Below are 19,421 nucleotides of genomic sequence, written 5' to 3' on the forward strand. Positions count from 1 at the left end.
TTCATGTCGGTAGTACTCAATTTCGTTATCGGATTTTTAGCAGCCTTCGTGGGAGTAATTCCTCCCGGACTTCTCAATATGTCTGCGGCGAAGATTAGCATGAAGGAAGGGCGTAAGAAAGGCGTCCTCTTTTCTATTGGAGTGTGTGTCACGGTCTGTATTCAAACCTATGTCGCGCTGCTTTTCGCACGTTTGTTAGACCAACATCCCGAGTATGTAGATCGCCTACAAGAAGTGGCGCTGGGTATTTTTATCTGTATCACGCTCTATTTTTTCTTTATCGCGAAAGATACGCGTCGTCCTATTCCAGAGGGCTTCGAAAAGTCAAAAACCAGTCGGTTTTTCAACGGCATGCTATTGGGGGCCCTTAACCTTCTTCCCTTGCCATACTGGGTGTATATTAGCATTACGTTTGCTGGATTTGGTTGGTTTACTTTTCAACAGCCAGCCTTGTGGGCCACCGTCATTGCTTCCGGAATTGGAACCTTCGCCATGTTGATGCTATACGTACAGTTTTTCCGTAGAAAAGAAGATCAAAGTCGCTGGGGCGTCAACATGAACTATATTATTGGCGGGATCACAGCCATCATTTCTGTTATTACAGCCTTTAAAATTTTTGGATGAAGCAAGAGCCGTCTTTTTTTGATCGTGTGTATCGGGTAGCGCGTGAGATTCCGTATGGTCGCGTCACCAGTTATGGAGCGATCGCCCGATTTTTGGGACAGGCAGGCAGTGCCCGAATGGTGGGTTGGGCCATGAACGCCAGTGGAAAACATGAGGATGTTCCGGCGCATAGAGTAGTAAATCGAAAAGGCCTCCTCACCGGAAAGCATCACTTTGAGGGTACTAACCTAATGCAGCAATTATTGGAAAGTGAAGGAGTCGTTGTGATCGAACATCAGATTCAGGATTTTGAGACCATCTTTTGGGATCCTTCGGAAGGGCTACCCCAGGAATTTCAATAGATTGTTTCAAATAATTTCTATCAATTAATACATCTATCATTTCAATGGAGGGACTTCGTTTTCCGAAGATTAACCGCTATATTTGTACTTTAGAATCAATCTAAATTTTGGCAGCGTTTTATGAAGTTTAAGAAGCAGGAGATACTAGAGGCATTAGCGACTATTTCGGTAGCGGGTGAAGGAAAGAACATGGTAGAAAGTGGTGCCATAAAGAACGTGGTGACCTTTGCCGATGAAATTATCGTTGATGTTGTACTCGGCACGCCGGCGATGCATATTAAGAAGCGGGCGGAGGCAGATATCAAACAGGCCATCCAAGAAAAAATTTCAGCCGAAGCACAGGTAGAAGTAAATATTAAAGTGGAGGCACCTCAAAAGAATACCGCAAACCTTATCAAAGGAAAACCCATTCCGGGCATCAAGAATATTATTGCCGTTGCTTCTGGAAAAGGAGGCGTAGGGAAATCTACGGTTACGGCGAATATGGCGGTAACCCTTTCAAAGATGGGCTTTAAGGTAGGAGTCTTGGATGCCGATATCTACGGGCCTTCCATTCCTATGATGTTCGATGTTTTTTCAGAACGCCCCTTGTCTGTGAACGTCAATGGTAAGAGCAAAATGAAGCCCATTGAGAACTACGGGGTCAAAGTGCTGTCAATCGGGTTCTTTACCCAACCTAATCAGGCGGTAATTTGGCGTGGTCCTATGGCGGCGAAGGCGCTCAATCAATTGATCTTTGATGCCGACTGGGGAGAACTTGATTTTATGTTGGTCGATTTACCTCCGGGTACGGGAGATATACATTTGAGTATAATGCAGTCCCTGCCCATCACCGGATCGGTCATCGTGAGTACGCCACAAACCGTAGCGCTGGCGGATGCGCGCAAAGGAGTGGCAATGTTCCGTCAGGAAAGCATTCAGGTGCCTGTGTTAGGGGTTATTGAGAACATGGCGTATTTTACGCCGGAAGAATTGCCTGATAACAAGTATTATATCTTCGGAAAAGAAGGTGCGAAAAACCTTTCAGAAGATCTTGAAATACCCTATCTAGGCGAAATTCCATTGGTTCAGAGCATTCGGGAAGCAGGCGATGTTGGAAGACCTGCCGCCCTGCAAACAGCTACTCCTACCGAGGAAGCGTTCGAAGAAGTGACCAAGAGAGTCGTAGAGGAAACGGTACGTCGCAATGAAGACTTACCGCCTACCGAAGCAATAAAAATTACTACAATGGCCGGTTGTAGTGCTGTAAAGAAATAATATGACAGAAAACGAATTAGAACAAAAAGTGATGATCGCACTGGATGAGATCAGGCCTTTTCTTCAAAGTGATGGAGGGGATATCTTGTTATTGTCTATCGACAACGGTACCGTAGTGCGTGTTCAACTGCAGGGTGCTTGCGTGGGGTGTACGGTCAATCAAATGACCCTAAAAAGTGGCGTTGAAATGACCATAAAAAAACATGCTCCACAAATCGAACAGGTCATTAATGTGGAAGCCTAGCAACTGACAAAGATCAGTTTTTCAGACCATTACCCTTCTTACATTTGCAATAGAAACTACAGAGAAAGAGTCATGATTACTACAGATATACTTATTATTGGAGCGGGCCCTACGGGGCTTTTCACCGTTTTTGAAGCAGGATTATTAAAGCTAAAATGCCATCTCATCGACGCGCTTCCGCAGCCAGGTGGCCAATGTGCGGAAATCTATCCAAAAAAACCTATCTACGACATCCCCGCGTTTCCAGAAGTGTTGGCAGGAGATCTTGTGGATAATCTTATGAAGCAGATTGAACCTTTTCAACCTGGGTTTACCTTGGGAGAACGGGCAGAGACCATTGAAAAGCAAGACGATGGAAGATTCATCGTAACCACTAACAAAGGTACACGGCATCAGGCTCCGGTGGTTGCCATTGCAGGCGGACTGGGAAGTTTCGAGCCGCGAAAGCCACCAATTACGGCGATAAAAGACTTTGAAGATCGCGGCGTTGAATACATGATTCGGGAGCCCGAAATGTACTGCGACAAAGATGTGGTGATTGCCGGTGGAGGCGATTCGGCCTTAGATTGGTCTATTTTCTTAACCGACGTTGCTAAAAGTGTCACGTTGGTGCATCGCAGAAATGAGTTCCGTGGCGCCCTAGACAGCGTAGAAAAAGTACAGGATTTAAAAGATCAGGGAAAAATAAAGCTGGTGACTCCGGCCGAAGTCGTGGATGTGTACGGTGAAGGTCGTTTGGAAGGCGTGTCCATCAAGCGAGGAGCCGAGGTGTCTAACCATGATTGCGATCATTTTATTCCCCTATTCGGATTGGCGCCAAAATTAGGTCCTATAGCCGATTGGGGACTGGAGATCGAAAAGAACGCTATTAAAGTCGATAACACCTTAGATTATCAAACCAACATTCCCGGTATTTACGCGATTGGCGATGTGAATACCTATCCCGGTAAACTAAAGCTCATTCTTTGCGGATTCCACGAGGCCACCTTAATGTGTCAAAGTGCTTACCAGCGAATCTTTCCCGATAAACGTTATGTGATGAAATATACCACCGTGGGTGGGGTAGAAGGATTCGACGGTAGCAAGAAAGAGGCACCTAAAGCTGTGGTGAAAGCCATCAACTAATAATGCAACAGGATATTAAAATAACCATCATCGACAGGGAAGGACATGCCCATACGGTAGACGCTCCAACCGATATGAATATGAATCTCATGGAACTGGTGCGTTCCTACGAATTGGCTCCGGAAGGAACCATTGGGGTGTGCGGTGGTATGGCCATGTGCGCCTCATGTCAGTGTTACGTCCTAAGCGATCATGAATTACCCGAAATGAGCTACGATGAAGATGCCATGTTAGCGGAAGCATTTCACGTGCAGGAGAATAGCCGACTCGGCTGTCAGATTCATATTCATGAGGCCTTAGACGGACTCCAAATTCAGTTGGCTCCGGAAAGCTAAGCGAGCTACCTTCTGTTAGGGCTACTGATGATACTTGTGAAGCGGTTGCGGCCCTTCTAATAATACTCTAATAATCTGAAGCATTCCATTTTCGGTAGAGGCAATTTGCCATTTGATCAACGAGATGGCGCCGTTCTCAATTTCAATTCCGGTAATGCTTCTGGGGTGCACACAACTACCATCGTTAAACAACGGTATTTCGTTGGGTTCTGGAAATCGAGGCCGATGTGTATGTCCAATAATCGTCAACATATTGTGGTGCTCCAGGATCCACTTCTTAAATCGGCGTTCTACCTTTAGCAGTTCTAGATAGTTCTTCGCCGGACTTGTAGGATCGCCTATTCCAAAGACCTGTAATTGTCGCCAAAGCGCCCGTACCATAAAGCGATTCCATTTCCAACCGCGGTAGTTCATCCACTCGGCTTGATGCCCATGTAACATAAAGATCTCTTGCCCTGTTTCTTCATGTTCAAAAACGAGTCCTTCTGAAAATTCGATACAGGGAAACAAAGGATCTTCTTTTCCGGTAACCTTATTGAAATAGGTGTGAAGATGTTTTGCGACATACTGTTCGTCACGGTATACCATGTCGTGATTTCCCAACACGCGATATAAGCGATGCTCTTCAAAAAAACGCTTCATCAACATGAAGACATTTTTATGCGCTTCTAAGATCGATGAAAACTTTAGATTCTCCCATAACTCATCACCGTCGCCCAGTTCGCAATAGGTAAAACCTTCTTTGTAGTAGTGTTGAAGGGCATGAAAATAGGTGTTTCGGTTGTTCGCAAAATCATCGGCAAAGCTATTGTCTCCACGATGACAATCACTAAAAATGATCAGTTTCGAGTGATCGTTGAACGGAATTCGGCGTGCCGTCTCGTAAGCCTTTGTGATCCTGCGTTGGGAAGACATGGAAAATCTTTCCCTAAAGATACAATAAGCGGTGTTTTTAGGCGGGTTGCGAGGCTAAAATTTCCGAAAGCACGCCTTCCCATAAGTGTTCTCTAGCTTCTAAAGAAGCCACTACGGTTTGTTCTACCTCTCGCCATTTCGCCGAATCCTTTCCACAAAGCTGTTCGATCATAGCCAAGGCCATAGGGCCGTGTTCATCGCCATCCAGCTCAATATGACGGTCAAAATAGTATTTGAAGTCAGTAAGGTCTTCCTGCGGAAAGTTTTGCTGAATGTTTTTAATGATTTCAGAAAACATATCAGGGATAAGGTCTTCCCTGCCAAAAGTAAAGGCCGCTGCGATCTTGTGGTTTTTTCCTTCGGAAATGGTGGTGAAGGTAAACGATAGGAATTTTTTTACTGCTTCGGGCAAGGGTGCTTCTTTGATGGCGGTTTCGATATCGTTTCGTTCCAGTCGCTCAAGAAGTTGTTCGATGCCTTTGGTAGCCGCACCCGCCTTATGCATGGCATCAAGGTACATCTCAAAATGACTTTGGCGCTGGCCGAACCGATTGATGTCGGTTTCTTCTGCCAAGACAATTTCATTGATCAAATAACGGGTTTCCGGATTGCCTTTAGGTTTCCACGGCACTTGAGTGCACGTTAAATTGTGCTGTAAGGCTTTCAGAAGTGACATAAAATCCCAAACCGCAAACACATGGTATTCCATAAAGAGCCGTAAGTGCTCAGGTGTTTTTATTTCAGAGTATAATGGGTGTTGTAATAAGGTGTCGCGGTAGGGTGCAATCTTTTTTTCGATCTGTGCAATCATGGTCTTTTTTTATAAATCAAAGGCTTCATATATACGATGAAGCCTTGGGTATGGATTTACGATACGAAGGTATTTTTTATTTGAAAGCATTGAGTCCGGTGATATCCAAGCCGGTGATCAACAAATGTATATCGTGAGTACCCTCGTAGGTGATCACGCTTTCTAAGTTCATGCTGTGACGCATGATACTGTACTCACCGGTGATGCCCATTCCGCCTAAAATTTGTCGTGCTTCTCGCGCGATGTTGATCGCCATATCCACATTGTTTCGTTTCGCCATCGAGATCTGTGCGCTAGTGGCTTTCCCTTCATTCCGAAGGACGCCTAGTCGCCATGCCAAAAGTTGCGCTTTTGTGATCTCCGTGATCATTTCGGCTAATTTTTTCTGTTGCAATTGGAAGCTTCCGATAGGTTTTCCAAATTGCATGCGTTCTTTGGAATAGCGCAAAGCCGTATCATAACAGTCCATCGCGGCACCAATCGCTCCCCAGGCAATTCCGAAGCGCGCCGAATCTAAACACCCAAGGGGTGCACCCAAGCCTGATTTGTTCGGTAATAAGTTTTCCTTCGGAACTTTTACGTTGTCAAAGATCAATTCGCCCGTAGCCGAAGCGCGTAATGACCATTTATTATGAGTTTCCGGAGTAGAAAAACCTTCCATACCGCGTTCTACGATTAGTCCGTGAATACGTCCTTCCTCGTTCTTCGCCCAGACCACTGCTACTTGTGCAAAAGGTGCATTACTAATCCATAGTTTGGCGCCATTGAGCAGGTAATGATCGCCTTTGTCTTTAAAGTTGGTGGTCATGCCCCCCGGGTTGCTTCCGTGATCCGGCTCGGTAAGCCCGAAACACCCCATCCATTCGCCACTGGCTAGTTTCGGAAGGTATTTTTTACGTTGTTCTTCGGTACCGTATTTCCAAATGGGATACATCACCAAAGACGATTGCACCGAAGCCGTAGAACGCACTCCGCTATCACCGCGTTCGATCTCCTGCATGATGAGTCCGTAGGCAATTTGATCCATCCCTGCACCACCGTATTCTTCCGGAATATAAGGGCCAAACGCACCAATCTCGGCGAGGCCGCCAATGATTTGTTCAGGGAATTCCGCTTTTTGGGCGTATTCTTCAATAATTGGTGACACATCACGCTTTACCCAACTGCGAGCCGCATCACGAATAAGCTTGTGCTCTTCGGTTAGGAGGTCGTCTAATTGGTAGTAATCGGGCGCTTCAAAAAGATCGGGCTTCATAGGAGTTTGGTTTGTGTGCAAAGGTACTATTTTCGTCAAAAATTCTTATAGGCTTCGCTTCTATATTTATTGTTTTTTGGCTATCGGAAATGATAGACCAAGTCTGTACATTTAGGAGCACCACAGCGTAAAAACAATCCCGGAAGAAATAGGAAGGTTATACTTGACCGTAATTTTTGTATTTTGAACCAGTGTACCAATCATCGAATTCTTTCTGTTGCATTTTCAAGCTGCGCGCGCTTCTAATATTCTTAATGTTGGGGTGTCAATGTTCACTAATTGCCCAATACACCGCAATACCCGACCCTAATTTTGAGCAGTTTCTTATTGATGCAAGCCATGATAGTGAAGGGGTTTTAGACGGCCAAATACTTACCGCCGATGCCCAGATGGTCGACCGGGTAGACCCTAACGGTACCGGCCATAATATTGCGGATCTTAGCGGGATAGAAGATTTTATCGCTTTGGAATATCTGGGGATCGGAAATTTTAGAGGTAGCAGTATTGATTTAGGGGCCAAGCCCGATTTGGTCTTTGTACAATTTCTCGATAGTCCCTTTTTAGAGAGCTTGGATATCACCCAATGCCCAAATATTACTAATTTATTCTTGCCAAGGTGCGCTTTTTCCGAACTTGATATCTCCAATAATGTAGAATTACGAAATTTGACGTTAAGTGACAATCCCATTTCTGCTTTAGACCTGACTGGGAATACACAGCTCGAATGGCTTGAATGTAGCACAACCCTAGTGGATTCTTTAAATTTAAGTAATGCAATACAGCTTGTGAGACTTAGAGCACAAAATGCAAACTTGAGTTTTTTAGATATGCGAAACGGCAATAATGAGAATGTTACGGTATATGACACCCGGGGGAATCCTGAGCTTCGCTGTGTGTTTGTAGATGATCCTACGTACAGCACTGCTAATTGGACTGATGTAGACCCTGCCACCACCTTTGTGGCTACCGAAGCCGAGTGTAAGGATCTGGCCGTTAATGATAACACCCGCCAAAACCTCCAATTGTTCCCCAATCCCGCCAACAGCTATTTTTCAGTAATAGGAGAGGCTGCTATAGAAACCATAACCGTGTATGACCTTAACGGTACGGTGGTCAAAACCTTTCAGGAGCGGGCATCCTCGTATGACATAACATCGCTGTCTTCAGGAATCTATTTTGTGCAGATGCATACCGCCAAGGCCACCCAGATAACAAAACTCATGGTGAGATAGCCGTTACCAAACAGCTTGGCACTTCACTACATTTTCAAATAAAAATCTTTGACCAGGGCGATGTATGCAGGGGTGTAGTGGTGGCGTTCTATTTCAATAGTAAGATGTTCTATCGTAGGAGTTGCCTTCTGAAAGGAAAGCTCCAATAAACAGCGTTTCACATCGGCCTTGGCGTTACCCTTTACATAGCAGATGCGCTTCGGAAAAAGTAAGTGTGCTTCAGCGAGTTTTACAAACGAATCAAAGGAAGAAGAGGGAAGAACGGTCGCAAACTGTCCGTCGGGCGATAGCAGTTTGGAAACTCCTTTTAGTAATTCGGGAAACGGAAGCGCCTCCGCGAATCGCGCCAGATCCCGACTGGGTTGCTTGGAGGTATAAGCTTCAGAATAAAACGGTGGGTTCGAAATGATGAGGTCATAACGCTCGTCCATTTCAGCAACAAATTCCTGAAAGGAGGCATGGTAGCAAAAGAGGCGATCGCCCCAGGGAGAATTCTCAATATTCTCGGTGCATTGCTCATAGGCATTGGGTTCGACCTCAACCGCGTCGATTACCGAAGCATTGGAGCGTTGCGCCAATTGTAACGAAATGATGCCCGAGCCGGCGCCTACATCGAGAATGGTTTCGGGCTGAGGGTCGAGGGAGGCCCAGGCGCCTAATAACACGCCATCCGTACCGATTTTCATGGCGCAGCGGTCGTCTGCCACATCAAACTGTTTACAGCGGAACATGGCTTACGAAAGGTAAATATCGATCAAACCTTCGGGCGCTTCAATGTGAATTTCCTTCGCCGTGCGGTCAACCTTTTGGATGATGTCGTCGTTGATAGGAATAAGCACTTCTTTCCCCTGATGATCGATAACGAATAAATGCTGCGGCGTGCTATCATTTACAGATTGTAAGGTTCCAATGGTTCCAAACTGTTTATCGGAAATGGTAAACCCGATAACCTCATGATAGTAAAATTGGTTGCCTTCTAGTTTGGGAAGCAGATTGAGGGGCAGGTACAGTTTCTTTTTTAGGAGTCCGTCTGCCTTTTCTTCATCATCTACCTCTTCAAACTGAATGCGAAGCAAGCTCGACTTATGCAGGGAAAGGGATTCAATAAAAAATGGAATCAATTTGTTGTGAAGTTCCACAAAAACTGATTCCATTTCTAAAAACTGTTCGGGGTCGTCGGTATCTAATTTTACCAGTACTTCCCCTTTAAAGCTGTATTTTTTTACGATCGTGCCAACGAAGAAACAGTCCTTCTTTTGCATCGCAAAAAATTTACTCTTCTTCTTTAGAAGCTTCAGCCTCTACTGCAGCAGCAGTTTCTTCTGTAGCCTCCTCGGTAGCTTCTGCTTCCTCCTCAACGGGAGCTGCAGCAGCGATACGCGCTTCGTTCACGGCTTTTTCAGCAGCAAGGGCTTCTTCTTTCGCTTTTTCTTCTTCTTTCGAAAGATTGTCTTTCTTCGCGTCTACTTTCGCTTGCTTATCTTCTAACCAAGCATTGAATTTCTTCTCAGCTTCTTCTTCGGTCAATGCCCCTTTACGGACACCACCCGCCAAGTGGTTTTTCAATAAAGCACCTTTGTAAGAAAGAATAGCACGTGCCGTATCGGTAGGTTGCGCTCCATTCTGTAACCACTTTACAGAACCATCAACATCTAAATTGATCTCTGCAGGGTTAACGTTTGGATTGTACGTTCCTAATTTTTCAAGGAATTTACCATCTCTTTTGGCACGGCTGTCTGCCGCTACGATCCAGTAAAAAGGGTTTCCTTTTTTACCGTGACGTTGTAATCTGATTTTAACAGGCATAGTAATTAATTTTTGGGGTACCCGACCCCGGTTATAATTTTTTCGGACGGCAAAGATACCATAATTTTTAAATTGAAACTTATGAGTTTGTACTTTTATTTTATATTTGTGACACCCTAAACTTCCTAAAAACGAGCGTTATGAGAACGTACCTATTATTATTTGTGCTTGTAGGCCTTCCTTTTCTTTCTTGTAGTGAAGATGATGAGCGTATCGATACGCCCATGTTTGCCAGAAACTTTGAAAAAAATTATTTCTTCGTTGCCGATAGTCTTTCCGCGACTAAAAATGCAGATAGCAGCTATACCATACGCGGATTGGCAGACCAGGGCATTATAGAAATCACCGTGAGTAGTCCCACCGTCAATCGCTATAACTTTGGTAAGGACAGTGAAAATGTCGCAACCTATACAAATGTTAGCGGATCAGTATTTACAACCGATCATCCACAAGGAGTGGGCTATGTTGAGATTACCCGTTGGAACTCGGCTGGACAGACCCTAAGCGGGGTATTTGACTTCACCGCGGTAATAGGCGCCAGCGGAACCAATAAAAATCGCTTTAATTACGGCGAGTTTACCAATGCTCGATATCCACAAGAAGAGCCTGTAGATGATGATGATCCGGCAGATACCGGTGACTAATACAGCATCATGCCGTCTTTTTTCTGTTAAATCGCCTTAACGTTTCCAAAGCGTAACACAGACACACGTTAAACCCTGTTAATTTGCTTTAAATCAGGGTTAAAAATTGGGTCAATACCCTGTCACACCCTTATATTAGTGATGTTATAAAGGAAAAACAAGAAGCCTAGAAAAATTTCTTGATTTACATTAAACCAATTGATGATGAAGTATACAGAAGAAATGTCGACGAAACTAAATGAACTACTTGAAAAAAACTACGATGCCGAAAAAGGCTATAAGAAAGCAGCGGAAATCGTAGATAATTCAAAGCTCCAACAGTTTTTCAGCCAACAAGCGCAAAACCGATACGATTTTGGGCACGAGCTGAAGGCAGAAATTCGCAACTTTGGAGAAACACCCGATAAAGGTGGAAGCACCACCGGAAGTGCGCACCGCACGTGGATGGATATTAAAAGTACCTTTACTTCTAACGATGAAGAGGCAATTTTGAATGAAGTCCAAACAGGAGAAGAAGCGGCTGTTAATGAGTATGATGAAATAATTAATGATACCACCTTGCCGCCAACCACTAAAAAAATCCTGACGCAACAACGCGAGAGTGTACGCACGGCGTTACAAAGTGCAAAAAACTTTGAAGCTGTCGTATCCTAATTAGGATTGTATAATAAATATATCTAAGTCGCTCCTATCGAGCGGCTTTTTTTGTTTATAATTCCGCCGTATTGTGCACAACTTTCTTTTAGGGTGCCGGGGGCTTTTTTTATTTTTACTTCGGAAGCAACTCCTTCCTTCTTACTAAAATCTCAAGCCCGTTATGTACCTGATTTTCGATACGGAAACAACCGGATTACCCAAACGATATGATGCCCCACTTAGCGATAGCGATAACTGGCCTCGCTGCATCCAGATCGCATGGCAGCTTCATGATGCGATGGGGAATGTGGTGGAACATCAGGATTTCTTGGTGCAGCCAGACGGATTCAATATTCCGTATGATTCTGAACAGATTCACGGAATTTCCACGGCGCTTGCAGAAAAACAAGGTACTCCTTTGGAAGAAGTAGCGAAGACGTTTCAAAAAGCCCTGGAGAAAACAATATTTGTGGTGGGTCAGAATGTCGATTTCGATGTGAAGATCATGGGAGCCGAATTCTATAGGTTAAATCAACCCAATCCATTAGCGGAGCTGCCAGTGCTGGATACCTGTACCGAAACAACAGCACAGCTGTGTCAGATTCCCGGCGGTCGTGGTGGAAAATTCAAACTTCCCACACTTACTGAGTTACACGAATTTTTGTTCAACGAACCCTTCGCGGAAGCGCACAATGCTACTGCGGATGTAGAAGCGACGACCCGTTGTTTCTTTGAGTTGGTACGACGCCGTATTTTTACTTCGGAAGAACTCGATGTAGGGCCCGATTATTTTGAACAGTTCTCGGAAGTCAATCCGAAGCCCATAGAGCTGATCGGACTCAAGCATTTGAATCTGAAGCAGGCTTCCGAAGCCATCCGGAAAGAATTAGAAGCACAGGAAGCCACCGAAACCATTTCTTCCGAAGAGATCAAAGAAAATCTCGCCACTTTAGAGGATACTGCTTTTGCGCATCTACACAACCATTCGCAATTCAGTATTCTTCAATCTACCTCTTCCACTCAAGATTTGGTAACTGCCGCCGCAGCCAATGAAATGCCGGCAGTAGCCTTAACCGATTCCGGAAACATGATGGGAGCCTTCCATTTTGTGCAAGCGGTAAACACATATAATAAAGGGTTGGGTGAAGGCGAGGAGCACAAACATCTTAAGGCCATTGTAGGCTGTGAGTTTTTTGTATGTGAAGACCATCTGAACAAATCGCATAAGGACAATGGCTACCAAATTGTGATGCTGGCCAAGAATAAAAATGGTTACCACAACCTGGCAAAAATGGCGTCCATTGCCTATACCGACGGGTTCTATTATGTGCCGCGTATCGATAAAGAGGTGGTGTCAAAATACAAAGATGATATCATTGTACTCACGGGAAGTCTGTACGGTGAAGTACCTTCAAAGGTCTTGAATATAGGAGAAAATCAAGCCGAAGAAGCCCTGCTATGGTGGAAGAAACAGTTTGGATCCGACCTGTACATCGAGTTGATGCGACATGACCAAGAGGACGAGCGGCGAGTAAACGCTACCCTCATAGAATTTTCGAAAAAGCATAACGTAAAGCTGGTGGCGTGTAATAACACCTATTACATTCACAAGGAAGATGCGAATGCTCACGATATTCTACTCTGTGTAAAAGACGGAGAAAAGCAAGCGACTCCCATTGGGCGCGGGCGTGGGTATCGCTACGGGTTGCCTAACCAGGAATACTATTTTAAGTCGCAAGAAGAGATGAAAACACTCTTCAAAGACCTTCCGGAAGCCATTGCGAATATTGCTGAAGTCATCGAAAAGGTGGAGCCATTCACCTTACAACGGGATGTCTTACTTCCTAAATTCGACATCCCCGAGCAATTTCAAGATGCCGAAGACGCAACTGACGGTGGGAAACGCGGTGAAAATGCGTATTTGAAGCACCTTACTTTTGCGGGTGCTGAAAAACGCTATGCTGAAATAACTCCAGAAATTAAGCAGCGCCTCGAATTCGAATTAGAGGTGATTGCCAATACCGGCTATCCCGGCTATTTTCTCATTGTACAAGACTTTATTGCTGAAGCCCGTAACATGGGGGTTTCGGTAGGGCCGGGTCGTGGCTCGGCGGCAGGTAGTGCCGTCGCGTATTGTTTAGGAATCACGAACATTGATCCTATTGAATACGATCTGCTGTTTGAGCGGTTTCTGAATCCGGATCGGGTGAGCATGCCCGATATCGATATTGACTTTGACGATGAAGGTAGAAGTAAGGTCATGGAATACGTCATCGATAAGTACGGCGCCAATCAGGTAGCGCAAATTATTACCTACGGAACCATGGCGGCTAAATCGTCTATACGAGACACGGCGCGCGTACTCGACCTTCCGTTGAACGATGCCGACAGGATTGCGAAGTTGATCCCGAACATGACGAAACTCAACAAGATCTTCGGTCTGGAAGAAAAGCAATTGCGCAGCAAATTCCGAAGCGATGAACTGTCCAAGGTCAATGAACTTCTCAATCTTTCCGAAGGAAGTGATCTGGAAGCCGAAACCATCAATCAGGCAAAAGTACTGGAGGGCTCCGTTCGAAATACCGGAATCCACGCCTGTGGAGTGATCATTACTCCCGATGACATTACCAACTTTGTCCCCGTGTCCACCGCCAAGGATTCTGAGTTGTATGTGACCCAATTTGACAACTCGGTGGTAGAAAGCGCCGGACTGTTAAAAATGGATTTCTTAGGACTGAAAACCTTGACACTGATCAAGGATACCGTAAAGATCGTCAAGCATCGTCACGATGTTGAATTGGATCCGGATAGTTTTCCACTGGACGATGAAAAGACCTACGAGCTTTTCCAGCGTGGAGAAACAGTGGGGATCTTTCAGTACGAATCGGCCGGGATGCAGAAGTATATGAAGGAATTGAAGCCTACGGTCTTTGCCGACCTTATTGCTATGAACGCCTTGTACCGTCCGGGGCCCATGGAATACATTCCGAGTTTCGTACGTAGAAAACACGGTGAAGAAGAAATTACCTACGATCTTCCTGCGATGGAGGAATACCTCCAAGAGACTTATGGTATTACTGTCTACCAAGAGCAGGTGATGTTGTTGTCGCAAAAGCTGGCGGACTTTAGTAAGGGTGAGGCCGATGTGTTGCGGAAGGCGATGGGGAAAAAGCAAAAGGCGGTCCTTGACAAGATGAAGCCTAAGTTCATTGAACAGGCGTCGGCCAATGGGCACGAGGCCGAAAAGCTCGAAAAAATCTGGAAAGACTGGGAAGCTTTTGCCAGTTATGCCTTCAATAAAAGTCACTCTACTTGTTATGCCTGGATCGCGTATCAGACCGCCTATCTCAAAGCGCATTATCCGGCTGAATATATGGCGGCGGTACTCAGTAATAATATGAGCGACATCAAGCAGGTAACCTTTTTTATGGAAGAGTGTCGCCGCATGGGATTAGACGTGCTTGGGCCCGACGTCAATGAATCGTTCTATAAGTTTACCGTAAACGATCAAGGTGCCATTCGCTTTGGTATGGGTGCCATCAAGGGCGTTGGTGGCGGAGCGGTGGCCACTATCGTGGAGCACCGAAAGGACGGCAAGTATAAGTCGGTTTTCGACTTAGCCAAGCGTATCGATCTGCGCGCGGCCAATAAAAAAGCCTTTGAAAACCTAGTGTTGGCCGGAGGTTTTGATGGCTTCGGAACGCATCGCGCACAGTACATGCACGATGAGGGCGACGGCGTGAAGTTCTTCGAAAAAGTGCTACGCTATGCGGCCAAGTATCAGGAAACTCAGAATTCTTCACAAGTAAGCTTGTTTGGTGAATCCAGCGACGTGCAGATTCCTGAACCCGAAGTGCCGCCTTGCGAGGAATGGGGCACCATGAAAAAACTGAAGCAGGAAAAGGAAGTGGTGGGAATTTATATTTCTGGGCATCCGCTGGATGATTTCAAACTAGAGATCAATAGCTTTTGTACGGTAAAGGTTTCCGATTTTCATCAGATCGAGCAATTGGTGAATCGCGAAGTGTGTTTTGGTGGGATCGTGAGTGATGTACAGCACCGCGAGAGTAGACAAGGGAAAGGCTGGGCGATTTTTACCGTAGAAGATTATGACGACAGTTTTGAATTCAAAATCTTTGGAGAAGAGTATTTGAAGTGGCGCCATTTCTTAATTCCGAATTCTTTTGTGTACGTGCGGGCTTTCGTGAAGGAAGGTTGGATGAATCGGGATACCGGAAAGCAAGGCGATCCTAGAATACAGTACAATAGCTTCCAGATGCTGCATGACGTAATGGACCAGCAGGCCAAAAAGCTTACATTGAAAATGCCGATCGATGCCTTGCATGAAGCTCGTATTAAAAAACTACAAGAACTGTTTAAGGCGCATAAGGGGGATAAACACTTACATTTTACCCTCTACGATATGGAAGACAAAGTGAAGCTCAACATGCCTAGTAGAAAAACTAAAATTCACATCAATAAGGAGCTGTTGGCCGCCTTAGCAGAGGAAGAACTGGTGTATAAGCTCAATTAGCATTACATGAGGAATCCGTCGACCGTTTGGGTTGGGGGCGGAATGTTTTGATCGTTGATCATCTGGCGAAGGTCGATCTCAATTCCTGTAGCGATAGATGTGATAGGCACGTCGTTATAGGTGCCTTCAAATGGGTTTTCGGAATAATCGCCGATCATTTCCATTAGAAAAAACACCCAAATAATAACCGCCGATAATAACGCCCCCAGCACTACCAATAATAAACTCTGCGCTCCGATGATATCTAACATGCCAAAAGGGACGAAGGCGCAAAAGATCAAGCACAACCAGAACGCGGTAGAAGCGTATTGCCGCGGAAATGGAAAGTTCTTAATGCGTTCCGACTTGCCTTGATCTTCGTAAAAAGATCGAATTAGAGAATGAAATTCCATATGACGAAAATCCTCAAAATAATCGCTATCTCGGAGTTCCTGTAGGCGTTTTGATTGTATTTTTAGAATTTGAGTAGCTCGGTTAGCGGTGGGGTGGATCTGTTGGATTTCTGCTTCGGAAAGATACTTTTTCAATTCGGCTTCCAGGGTGGTAGTGAAGTTTTCGGTCACTTCTGGAGCATAGGGCTTTCGCTTGTCGCGTGGGTGCTCCCATGATTTCGGCTGCCGAAGTTGGTGACGGAGTGCGGTCATCCATGCGATGTGGCGGTAGAGCAATTCTTTTTTAACGGCACTTCCCTCTGCGCCTTGTACGAATGCTACGACGGCAGCGCCAAAGGTTCTACTATTATTTACGATACTTCCCCAGATCTTTCGGGCTTCCCAGGTACGATCGTACGAACTATTGTTCTTAAAGCCTAAGTAGAACGCTACGGCAATACCAATAACACTGATGGGTTGCCACGGGACTCGTATAATTACCGGAAGAAGATAAACTAACAGAAATAGTAGTAAGGCATAGATAAAACCGACAATAAGCGGTTTTTTGGACCAATTTAAGGTCATAAAGAAGCCGTAATTCCGTTTGGTGTACATAGGAAGTTGGTTTCTACCGAAGGTAAGAAATTTTTCTGTCTGATGCTCAGGAACCTACTACAGGAAGGTGCTCGGGCAGCGATTGCAGTGAAAATCCCGCAGCCGCAGTGGCAGCGGACACGTGGCGAGGCATTGTAACGGAAAGCGCGGTGCCTTTGGCAGCCCGCCAAAATATCAGTAAAAACAATACGTGCATTGTCTAAACTAATGTTAAGCGTGTACCGAAAGCCTATTTTTTTGACTATTTTTGTGAACAATAAAATATATAGACAATGGCATTAGAAATAACAGACGCAACTTTTGAAGAAACGGTATTAAAGAGTGATAAGCCGGTGCTGGTTGATTTTTGGGCAGCATGGTGTGGTCCCTGTCGAATGGTAGGTCCTATCATCGATGAGATTAGCAAGGATTATGACGGAAAGGCGGTCGTAGGAAAGGTAGATGTAGATGCCAATCAAGAGTTCGCAGCGAAATACGGAGTGCGTAACATCCCAACCGTCTTGGTCTTCAATGGAGGAGAACTGGTAGGCCGTCAGGTAGGAGTAGCGCCAAAAAATGTATACACCGAAGCAATCGATTCTTTGCTGTAAGCATTACCCACATTTTAAAGAACGAAAAGGCTTGGCGAAATGCGAAGCCTTTTTTATTTTACAGTCTTAATTAACGGATAGAAAATATGGAAAAGGTTTTTAAGGTTCAGGACCAAATAGACAATACTTTATTAAAAGAACGCAAAGTGTTCTTATGGGGACAAGTAGATGATAAAAGTGCCAAGCATGTAGTTGACAGACTGCTCTATCTAGATGCCATGGGCGATGCCGATATTCACTTTTATATTAATAGTCCGGGTGGCTATGTCACTTCCGGGTTTTCTATTTACGATACGATAAAAAGCATTAAGAGTCCGGTAAGTACCATTTGTACTGGCCTGGCAGCTTCCATGGGTAGCATTCTACTTTCGGCCGGAGAAAAGGGCAAACGGTTTGTTCAGCCACATGCCCGAGTGATGATCCACCAACCCAGTGGCGGGGCGCGCGGACCAGCAAGTGATATTGAAATTACCGCTCAGGAAATTTTAAAGACCAAAGAGTTGAGCGCTCGTATTTTGGCAGATAATTGTGGTCAGGATTTTGAGAAGGTCATGAAGGATTTCAACAGAGACCACTGGATGGCTGCGGAAGAAAGTGTGGAATACGGTATTGTAGATGCGGTGTTGTAGAATGAGATGTGGGATATGGGTATTTAGAAATGAGAGGTAGGCGTTAAGACCTAGGACTTATGACGAAAGAAATAAAAAGTCTCAATACTATTTACTCACTACCCATTACTATTATAACGTGAATATAGAAAAGCAAATAAACGAAATACAGGGGTTTAAGAACCTCGAGTTACTCGCCAACCAAGTGGTTGAGGGGTTTATTTCGGGCCTGCATAAGAGTCCGTTTCACGGCTTCTCGGCAGAATTTGCGGAGCACAAGATTTACAATCCGGGGGAAAGTACCAAGCATATCGATTGGAAGTTGTATGCGAAGACCGATAAGCTCTATACGAAGCGCTACGAAGAAGAAACCAATTTACGCTGTCATCTAATTCTGGATACCAGTAGTTCGATGCATTATCCAAGGATCTCTGAGCTATCGGCCACCTCCTTGAACAAGATCGGTTTTAGTGCGTTGGCGTCGGCGGCCATTATGAATTTGTTAAAGCGACAGCGTGACGCGGTTGGAATGAGTGTTTACAGTGACGCTTATGAGTTTTATGCTTCGGAAAAAGGGAGCGAACGACATCACCAAATGTTGTTAGGACACTTAAATAGCGCTATAAAGGTGCCTTCCAAACCAAAGAATACCGATACTTATAAGCATTTACACCTAATCGCCGAAAAACTGAAGCGGAGAAGTCTGGTGTTTTTGTTTACCGATATGTTTCAAAGTGATGCGGAAGAGGAGGCCTTATTTGAAGCGTTACAACATTTAAAGTACAACAAGCACGAGGTGATCCTGTTCCATACGTACGATGGGCAAAAGGAGTTATCATTTGATTTTTCAAATCGACCTCGAAAGTATGTAGACGTTGAAACGGGAGAATCGGTCAATCTCTATGCCGATACTATCAAAGCTTCCTATGAGGAAGCGGTACAACAGTTTTTTGATGCGATCAAATTGCGTTGTGGGCAATATCGTATAACGTATGTGCCGGCGGATATCCACCAGGGATTTCAGAAAATATTGACGACCTATTTGGTCGCGCGACAAAAGTTTGGAGGCTAGCTCTTTTTTTTGAGAAATTGTTTGCAGTAACTAAAAATGCGTTTTATATTTGCCACCGCTAATAAAGCAACGGTTTGGTAGTTCTCCCGATAGTTATCGGGATGGTTAGAATACCGGACAAAAGATTTAAGGCATCCTTAAAGTCTAAAAAATAAAGAAACGGTCTGGTAGTTCAGTTGGTTAGAATATCCCGATTGCCATCGGGAGGGTCGCTGAGCCAAAATAGATTGAAAGAAATTGACGCGCTTTACGTCATAAAATAACAAGCACGGTCTGGTAGTTCAGTTGGTTAGAATATCCCGATTGCCATCGGGAGGGTCGCTGAGCCAAAATAGATTGAAAGAAATTGACGCGCTTTACGTCATAAAATAACAAGCACGGTCTGGTAGTTCAGTTGGTTAGAATA

At 44.9% G+C, this 19,421-nt stretch carries 20 protein-coding genes; 13 read left to right on the forward strand and 7 right to left on the reverse strand.

Features of this window, described 5'->3' with window-relative positions:
- Nucleotides 1-3: 3 nt before the first annotated feature.
- The 6 genes from PO830_RS09105 (at nt 4) to PO830_RS09130 (ending at nt 3,926) form a co-directional block, all read left to right on the forward strand.
- Entirely contained in the window at nt 4-624 is a 621-nt protein-coding gene (locus PO830_RS09105; RefSeq protein ID WP_272853236.1) for a lysine transporter LysE, read from the forward strand.
- A complete protein-coding gene (locus tag PO830_RS09110; protein ID WP_272853237.1) occupies nt 621-965 on the forward strand; it encodes an MGMT family protein in 345 nt (114 codons plus the stop codon). The genes PO830_RS09105 and PO830_RS09110 overlap by 4 nt, the downstream gene beginning before the upstream one ends.
- A gap of 120 nt (nt 966-1,085) precedes the next feature.
- Complete coding sequence (locus PO830_RS09115; RefSeq protein WP_272853238.1) at nt 1,086-2,222, forward strand: Mrp/NBP35 family ATP-binding protein; 1,137 nt, start codon at nt 1,086-1,088, stop codon at nt 2,220-2,222.
- Nucleotide 2,223: 1 nt separating this feature from the next.
- Nucleotides 2,224-2,466 carry a NifU family protein gene (locus PO830_RS09120; protein ID WP_272853239.1) on the forward strand — a complete coding sequence of 81 codons (243 nt, stop codon included), beginning with the start codon at nt 2,224-2,226 and terminating at the stop codon, nt 2,464-2,466.
- A 72-nt stretch (nt 2,467-2,538) separates the two neighbouring features.
- On the forward strand, nt 2,539-3,591 hold the full coding sequence (locus PO830_RS09125) for an NAD(P)/FAD-dependent oxidoreductase (protein ID WP_272853240.1): 1,053 nt from the start codon (nt 2,539-2,541) through the stop codon (nt 3,589-3,591).
- 2 nt (nt 3,592-3,593) lie between these two features.
- Nucleotides 3,594-3,926, forward strand: coding sequence for a 2Fe-2S iron-sulfur cluster-binding protein (locus PO830_RS09130; protein ID WP_272853241.1), 333 nt, complete (start codon nt 3,594-3,596; stop codon nt 3,924-3,926).
- Nucleotides 3,927-3,947: 21 nt separating this feature from the next.
- On the opposite strand, the gene PO830_RS09135 is transcribed toward PO830_RS09130, so the two are convergent.
- The 3 genes from PO830_RS09135 to PO830_RS09145 all read right to left on the reverse strand — a co-directional run bounded on the left by PO830_RS09135 (nt 3,948) and on the right by PO830_RS09145 (nt 6,907).
- Complete coding sequence (locus PO830_RS09135) at nt 3,948-4,841, reverse strand: serine/threonine protein phosphatase (protein WP_272853242.1); 894 nt, start codon at nt 4,839-4,841, stop codon at nt 3,948-3,950.
- Nucleotides 4,842-4,878: 37 nt separating this feature from the next.
- Nucleotides 4,879-5,652: a DUF3050 domain-containing protein gene (locus tag PO830_RS09140; RefSeq protein WP_272853243.1), complete on the reverse strand. Its 774-nt coding sequence runs from the start codon at nt 5,650-5,652 to the stop codon at nt 4,879-4,881.
- Between the two features lie 76 nt (nt 5,653-5,728).
- Nucleotides 5,729-6,907 carry an acyl-CoA dehydrogenase family protein gene (locus PO830_RS09145; protein WP_272853244.1) on the reverse strand — a complete coding sequence of 393 codons (1,179 nt, stop codon included), beginning with the start codon at nt 6,905-6,907 and terminating at the stop codon, nt 5,729-5,731.
- Between the two features lie 254 nt (nt 6,908-7,161).
- Here PO830_RS09145 and PO830_RS09150 point away from each other — a divergent pair, with 254 nt between their 5' ends.
- Nucleotides 7,162-8,139 (forward strand): T9SS type A sorting domain-containing protein, encoded by a 978-nt coding sequence (locus PO830_RS09150; RefSeq protein ID WP_272853245.1) that lies wholly within the window; start codon nt 7,162-7,164, stop codon nt 8,137-8,139.
- A 26-nt stretch (nt 8,140-8,165) separates the two neighbouring features.
- On the opposite strand, the gene PO830_RS09155 is transcribed toward PO830_RS09150, so the two are convergent.
- The 3 genes from PO830_RS09155 to PO830_RS09165 are packed head-to-tail and all read right to left on the reverse strand — an operon-like array spanning nt 8,166 to nt 9,945.
- Nucleotides 8,166-8,870, reverse strand: coding sequence for a tRNA1(Val) (adenine(37)-N6)-methyltransferase (locus PO830_RS09155; RefSeq protein WP_272853246.1), 705 nt, complete (start codon nt 8,868-8,870; stop codon nt 8,166-8,168).
- A 3-nt stretch (nt 8,871-8,873) separates the two neighbouring features.
- Nucleotides 8,874-9,401, reverse strand: coding sequence for a ribosome maturation factor RimM (gene rimM, locus PO830_RS09160; protein WP_272853247.1), 528 nt, complete (start codon nt 9,399-9,401; stop codon nt 8,874-8,876).
- Nucleotides 9,402-9,411: 10 nt separating this feature from the next.
- On the reverse strand, nt 9,412-9,945 hold the full coding sequence (locus tag PO830_RS09165; protein WP_272853248.1) for a 30S ribosomal protein S16: 534 nt from the start codon (nt 9,943-9,945) through the stop codon (nt 9,412-9,414).
- Between the two features lie 140 nt (nt 9,946-10,085).
- Here PO830_RS09165 and PO830_RS09170 point away from each other — a divergent pair, with 140 nt between their 5' ends.
- The 3 genes from PO830_RS09170 to dnaE all read left to right on the forward strand — a co-directional run bounded on the left by PO830_RS09170 (nt 10,086) and on the right by dnaE (nt 15,759).
- Nucleotides 10,086-10,589, forward strand: coding sequence for a DUF6252 family protein (locus tag PO830_RS09170; RefSeq protein WP_272853249.1), 504 nt, complete (start codon nt 10,086-10,088; stop codon nt 10,587-10,589).
- A 204-nt stretch (nt 10,590-10,793) separates the two neighbouring features.
- Nucleotides 10,794-11,243, forward strand: a complete 450-nt coding sequence (locus tag PO830_RS09175) for a ferritin-like domain-containing protein (RefSeq protein WP_272853250.1) — start codon at nt 10,794-10,796, stop codon at nt 11,241-11,243.
- 163 nt (nt 11,244-11,406) lie between these two features.
- Nucleotides 11,407-15,759, forward strand: a complete 4,353-nt coding sequence (dnaE, locus tag PO830_RS09180) for a DNA polymerase III subunit alpha (RefSeq protein WP_272853251.1) — start codon at nt 11,407-11,409, stop codon at nt 15,757-15,759.
- A 2-nt stretch (nt 15,760-15,761) separates the two neighbouring features.
- Here the strand turns inward: dnaE and PO830_RS09185 are convergent, their stop codons facing one another.
- The gene (locus PO830_RS09185) at nt 15,762-16,745 is read right to left on the reverse strand and encodes a bestrophin family protein (protein WP_272853252.1); all 984 of its coding nucleotides are present in this window, start codon (nt 16,743-16,745) and stop codon (nt 15,762-15,764) included.
- Nucleotides 16,746-17,017: 272 nt separating this feature from the next.
- On the opposite strand from PO830_RS09185, the gene trxA reads away from it, so the two are divergent.
- The 3 genes from trxA to PO830_RS09200 all read left to right on the forward strand — a co-directional run bounded on the left by trxA (nt 17,018) and on the right by PO830_RS09200 (nt 19,015).
- Nucleotides 17,018-17,335, forward strand: a complete 318-nt coding sequence (gene trxA / locus PO830_RS09190; protein WP_272853253.1) for a thioredoxin — start codon at nt 17,018-17,020, stop codon at nt 17,333-17,335.
- A gap of 86 nt (nt 17,336-17,421) precedes the next feature.
- On the forward strand, nt 17,422-17,964 hold the full coding sequence (locus PO830_RS09195; RefSeq protein WP_272853254.1) for a ClpP family protease: 543 nt from the start codon (nt 17,422-17,424) through the stop codon (nt 17,962-17,964).
- Nucleotides 17,965-18,082: 118 nt separating this feature from the next.
- A complete protein-coding gene (locus tag PO830_RS09200) occupies nt 18,083-19,015 on the forward strand; it encodes a DUF58 domain-containing protein (protein ID WP_272853255.1) in 933 nt (310 codons plus the stop codon).
- Nucleotides 19,016-19,421 lie beyond the last annotated feature (406 nt).

The sequence above is a fragment of the Altibacter sp. HG106 genome, assembly GCF_028561755.1.
Lineage (GTDB): Bacteria > Bacteroidota > Bacteroidia > Flavobacteriales > Flavobacteriaceae > DFVG01.

Bases quoted from the DNA above. Each gene is read 5' to 3' on its own strand.
- PO830_RS09150 (WP_272853245.1), top strand. From the start codon at position 7,162: ATGTTGGGGTGTCAATGTTCACTAATTGCCCAATACACCGCAATACCC.
- PO830_RS09140 (WP_272853243.1), bottom strand. From the start codon at position 5,652: ATGATTGCACAGATCGAAAAAAAGATTGCACCCTACCGCGACACCTTA.
- rimM (WP_272853247.1), bottom strand. From the start codon at position 9,401: ATGCAAAAGAAGGACTGTTTCTTCGTTGGCACGATCGTAAAAAAATAC.
- trxA (WP_272853253.1), top strand. From the start codon at position 17,018: ATGGCATTAGAAATAACAGACGCAACTTTTGAAGAAACGGTATTAAAG.
- PO830_RS09170 (WP_272853249.1), top strand. From the start codon at position 10,086: ATGAGAACGTACCTATTATTATTTGTGCTTGTAGGCCTTCCTTTTCTT.
- PO830_RS09115 (WP_272853238.1), top strand. From the start codon at position 1,086: ATGAAGTTTAAGAAGCAGGAGATACTAGAGGCATTAGCGACTATTTCG.
- PO830_RS09130 (WP_272853241.1), top strand. From the start codon at position 3,594: ATGCAACAGGATATTAAAATAACCATCATCGACAGGGAAGGACATGCC.
- PO830_RS09135 (WP_272853242.1), bottom strand. From the start codon at position 4,841: ATGTCTTCCCAACGCAGGATCACAAAGGCTTACGAGACGGCACGCCGA.
- PO830_RS09195 (WP_272853254.1), top strand. From the start codon at position 17,422: ATGGAAAAGGTTTTTAAGGTTCAGGACCAAATAGACAATACTTTATTA.
- PO830_RS09110 (WP_272853237.1), top strand. From the start codon at position 621: ATGAAGCAAGAGCCGTCTTTTTTTGATCGTGTGTATCGGGTAGCGCGT.
- PO830_RS09125 (WP_272853240.1), top strand. From the start codon at position 2,539: ATGATTACTACAGATATACTTATTATTGGAGCGGGCCCTACGGGGCTT.
- PO830_RS09165 (WP_272853248.1), bottom strand. From the start codon at position 9,945: ATGCCTGTTAAAATCAGATTACAACGTCACGGTAAAAAAGGAAACCCT.
- PO830_RS09105 (WP_272853236.1), top strand. From the start codon at position 4: ATGTCGGTAGTACTCAATTTCGTTATCGGATTTTTAGCAGCCTTCGTG.
- PO830_RS09120 (WP_272853239.1), top strand. From the start codon at position 2,224: ATGACAGAAAACGAATTAGAACAAAAAGTGATGATCGCACTGGATGAG.
- PO830_RS09155 (WP_272853246.1), bottom strand. From the start codon at position 8,870: ATGTTCCGCTGTAAACAGTTTGATGTGGCAGACGACCGCTGCGCCATG.
- PO830_RS09145 (WP_272853244.1), bottom strand. From the start codon at position 6,907: ATGAAGCCCGATCTTTTTGAAGCGCCCGATTACTACCAATTAGACGAC.
- PO830_RS09185 (WP_272853252.1), bottom strand. From the start codon at position 16,745: ATGTACACCAAACGGAATTACGGCTTCTTTATGACCTTAAATTGGTCC.
- dnaE (WP_272853251.1), top strand. From the start codon at position 11,407: ATGTACCTGATTTTCGATACGGAAACAACCGGATTACCCAAACGATAT.
- PO830_RS09175 (WP_272853250.1), top strand. From the start codon at position 10,794: ATGAAGTATACAGAAGAAATGTCGACGAAACTAAATGAACTACTTGAA.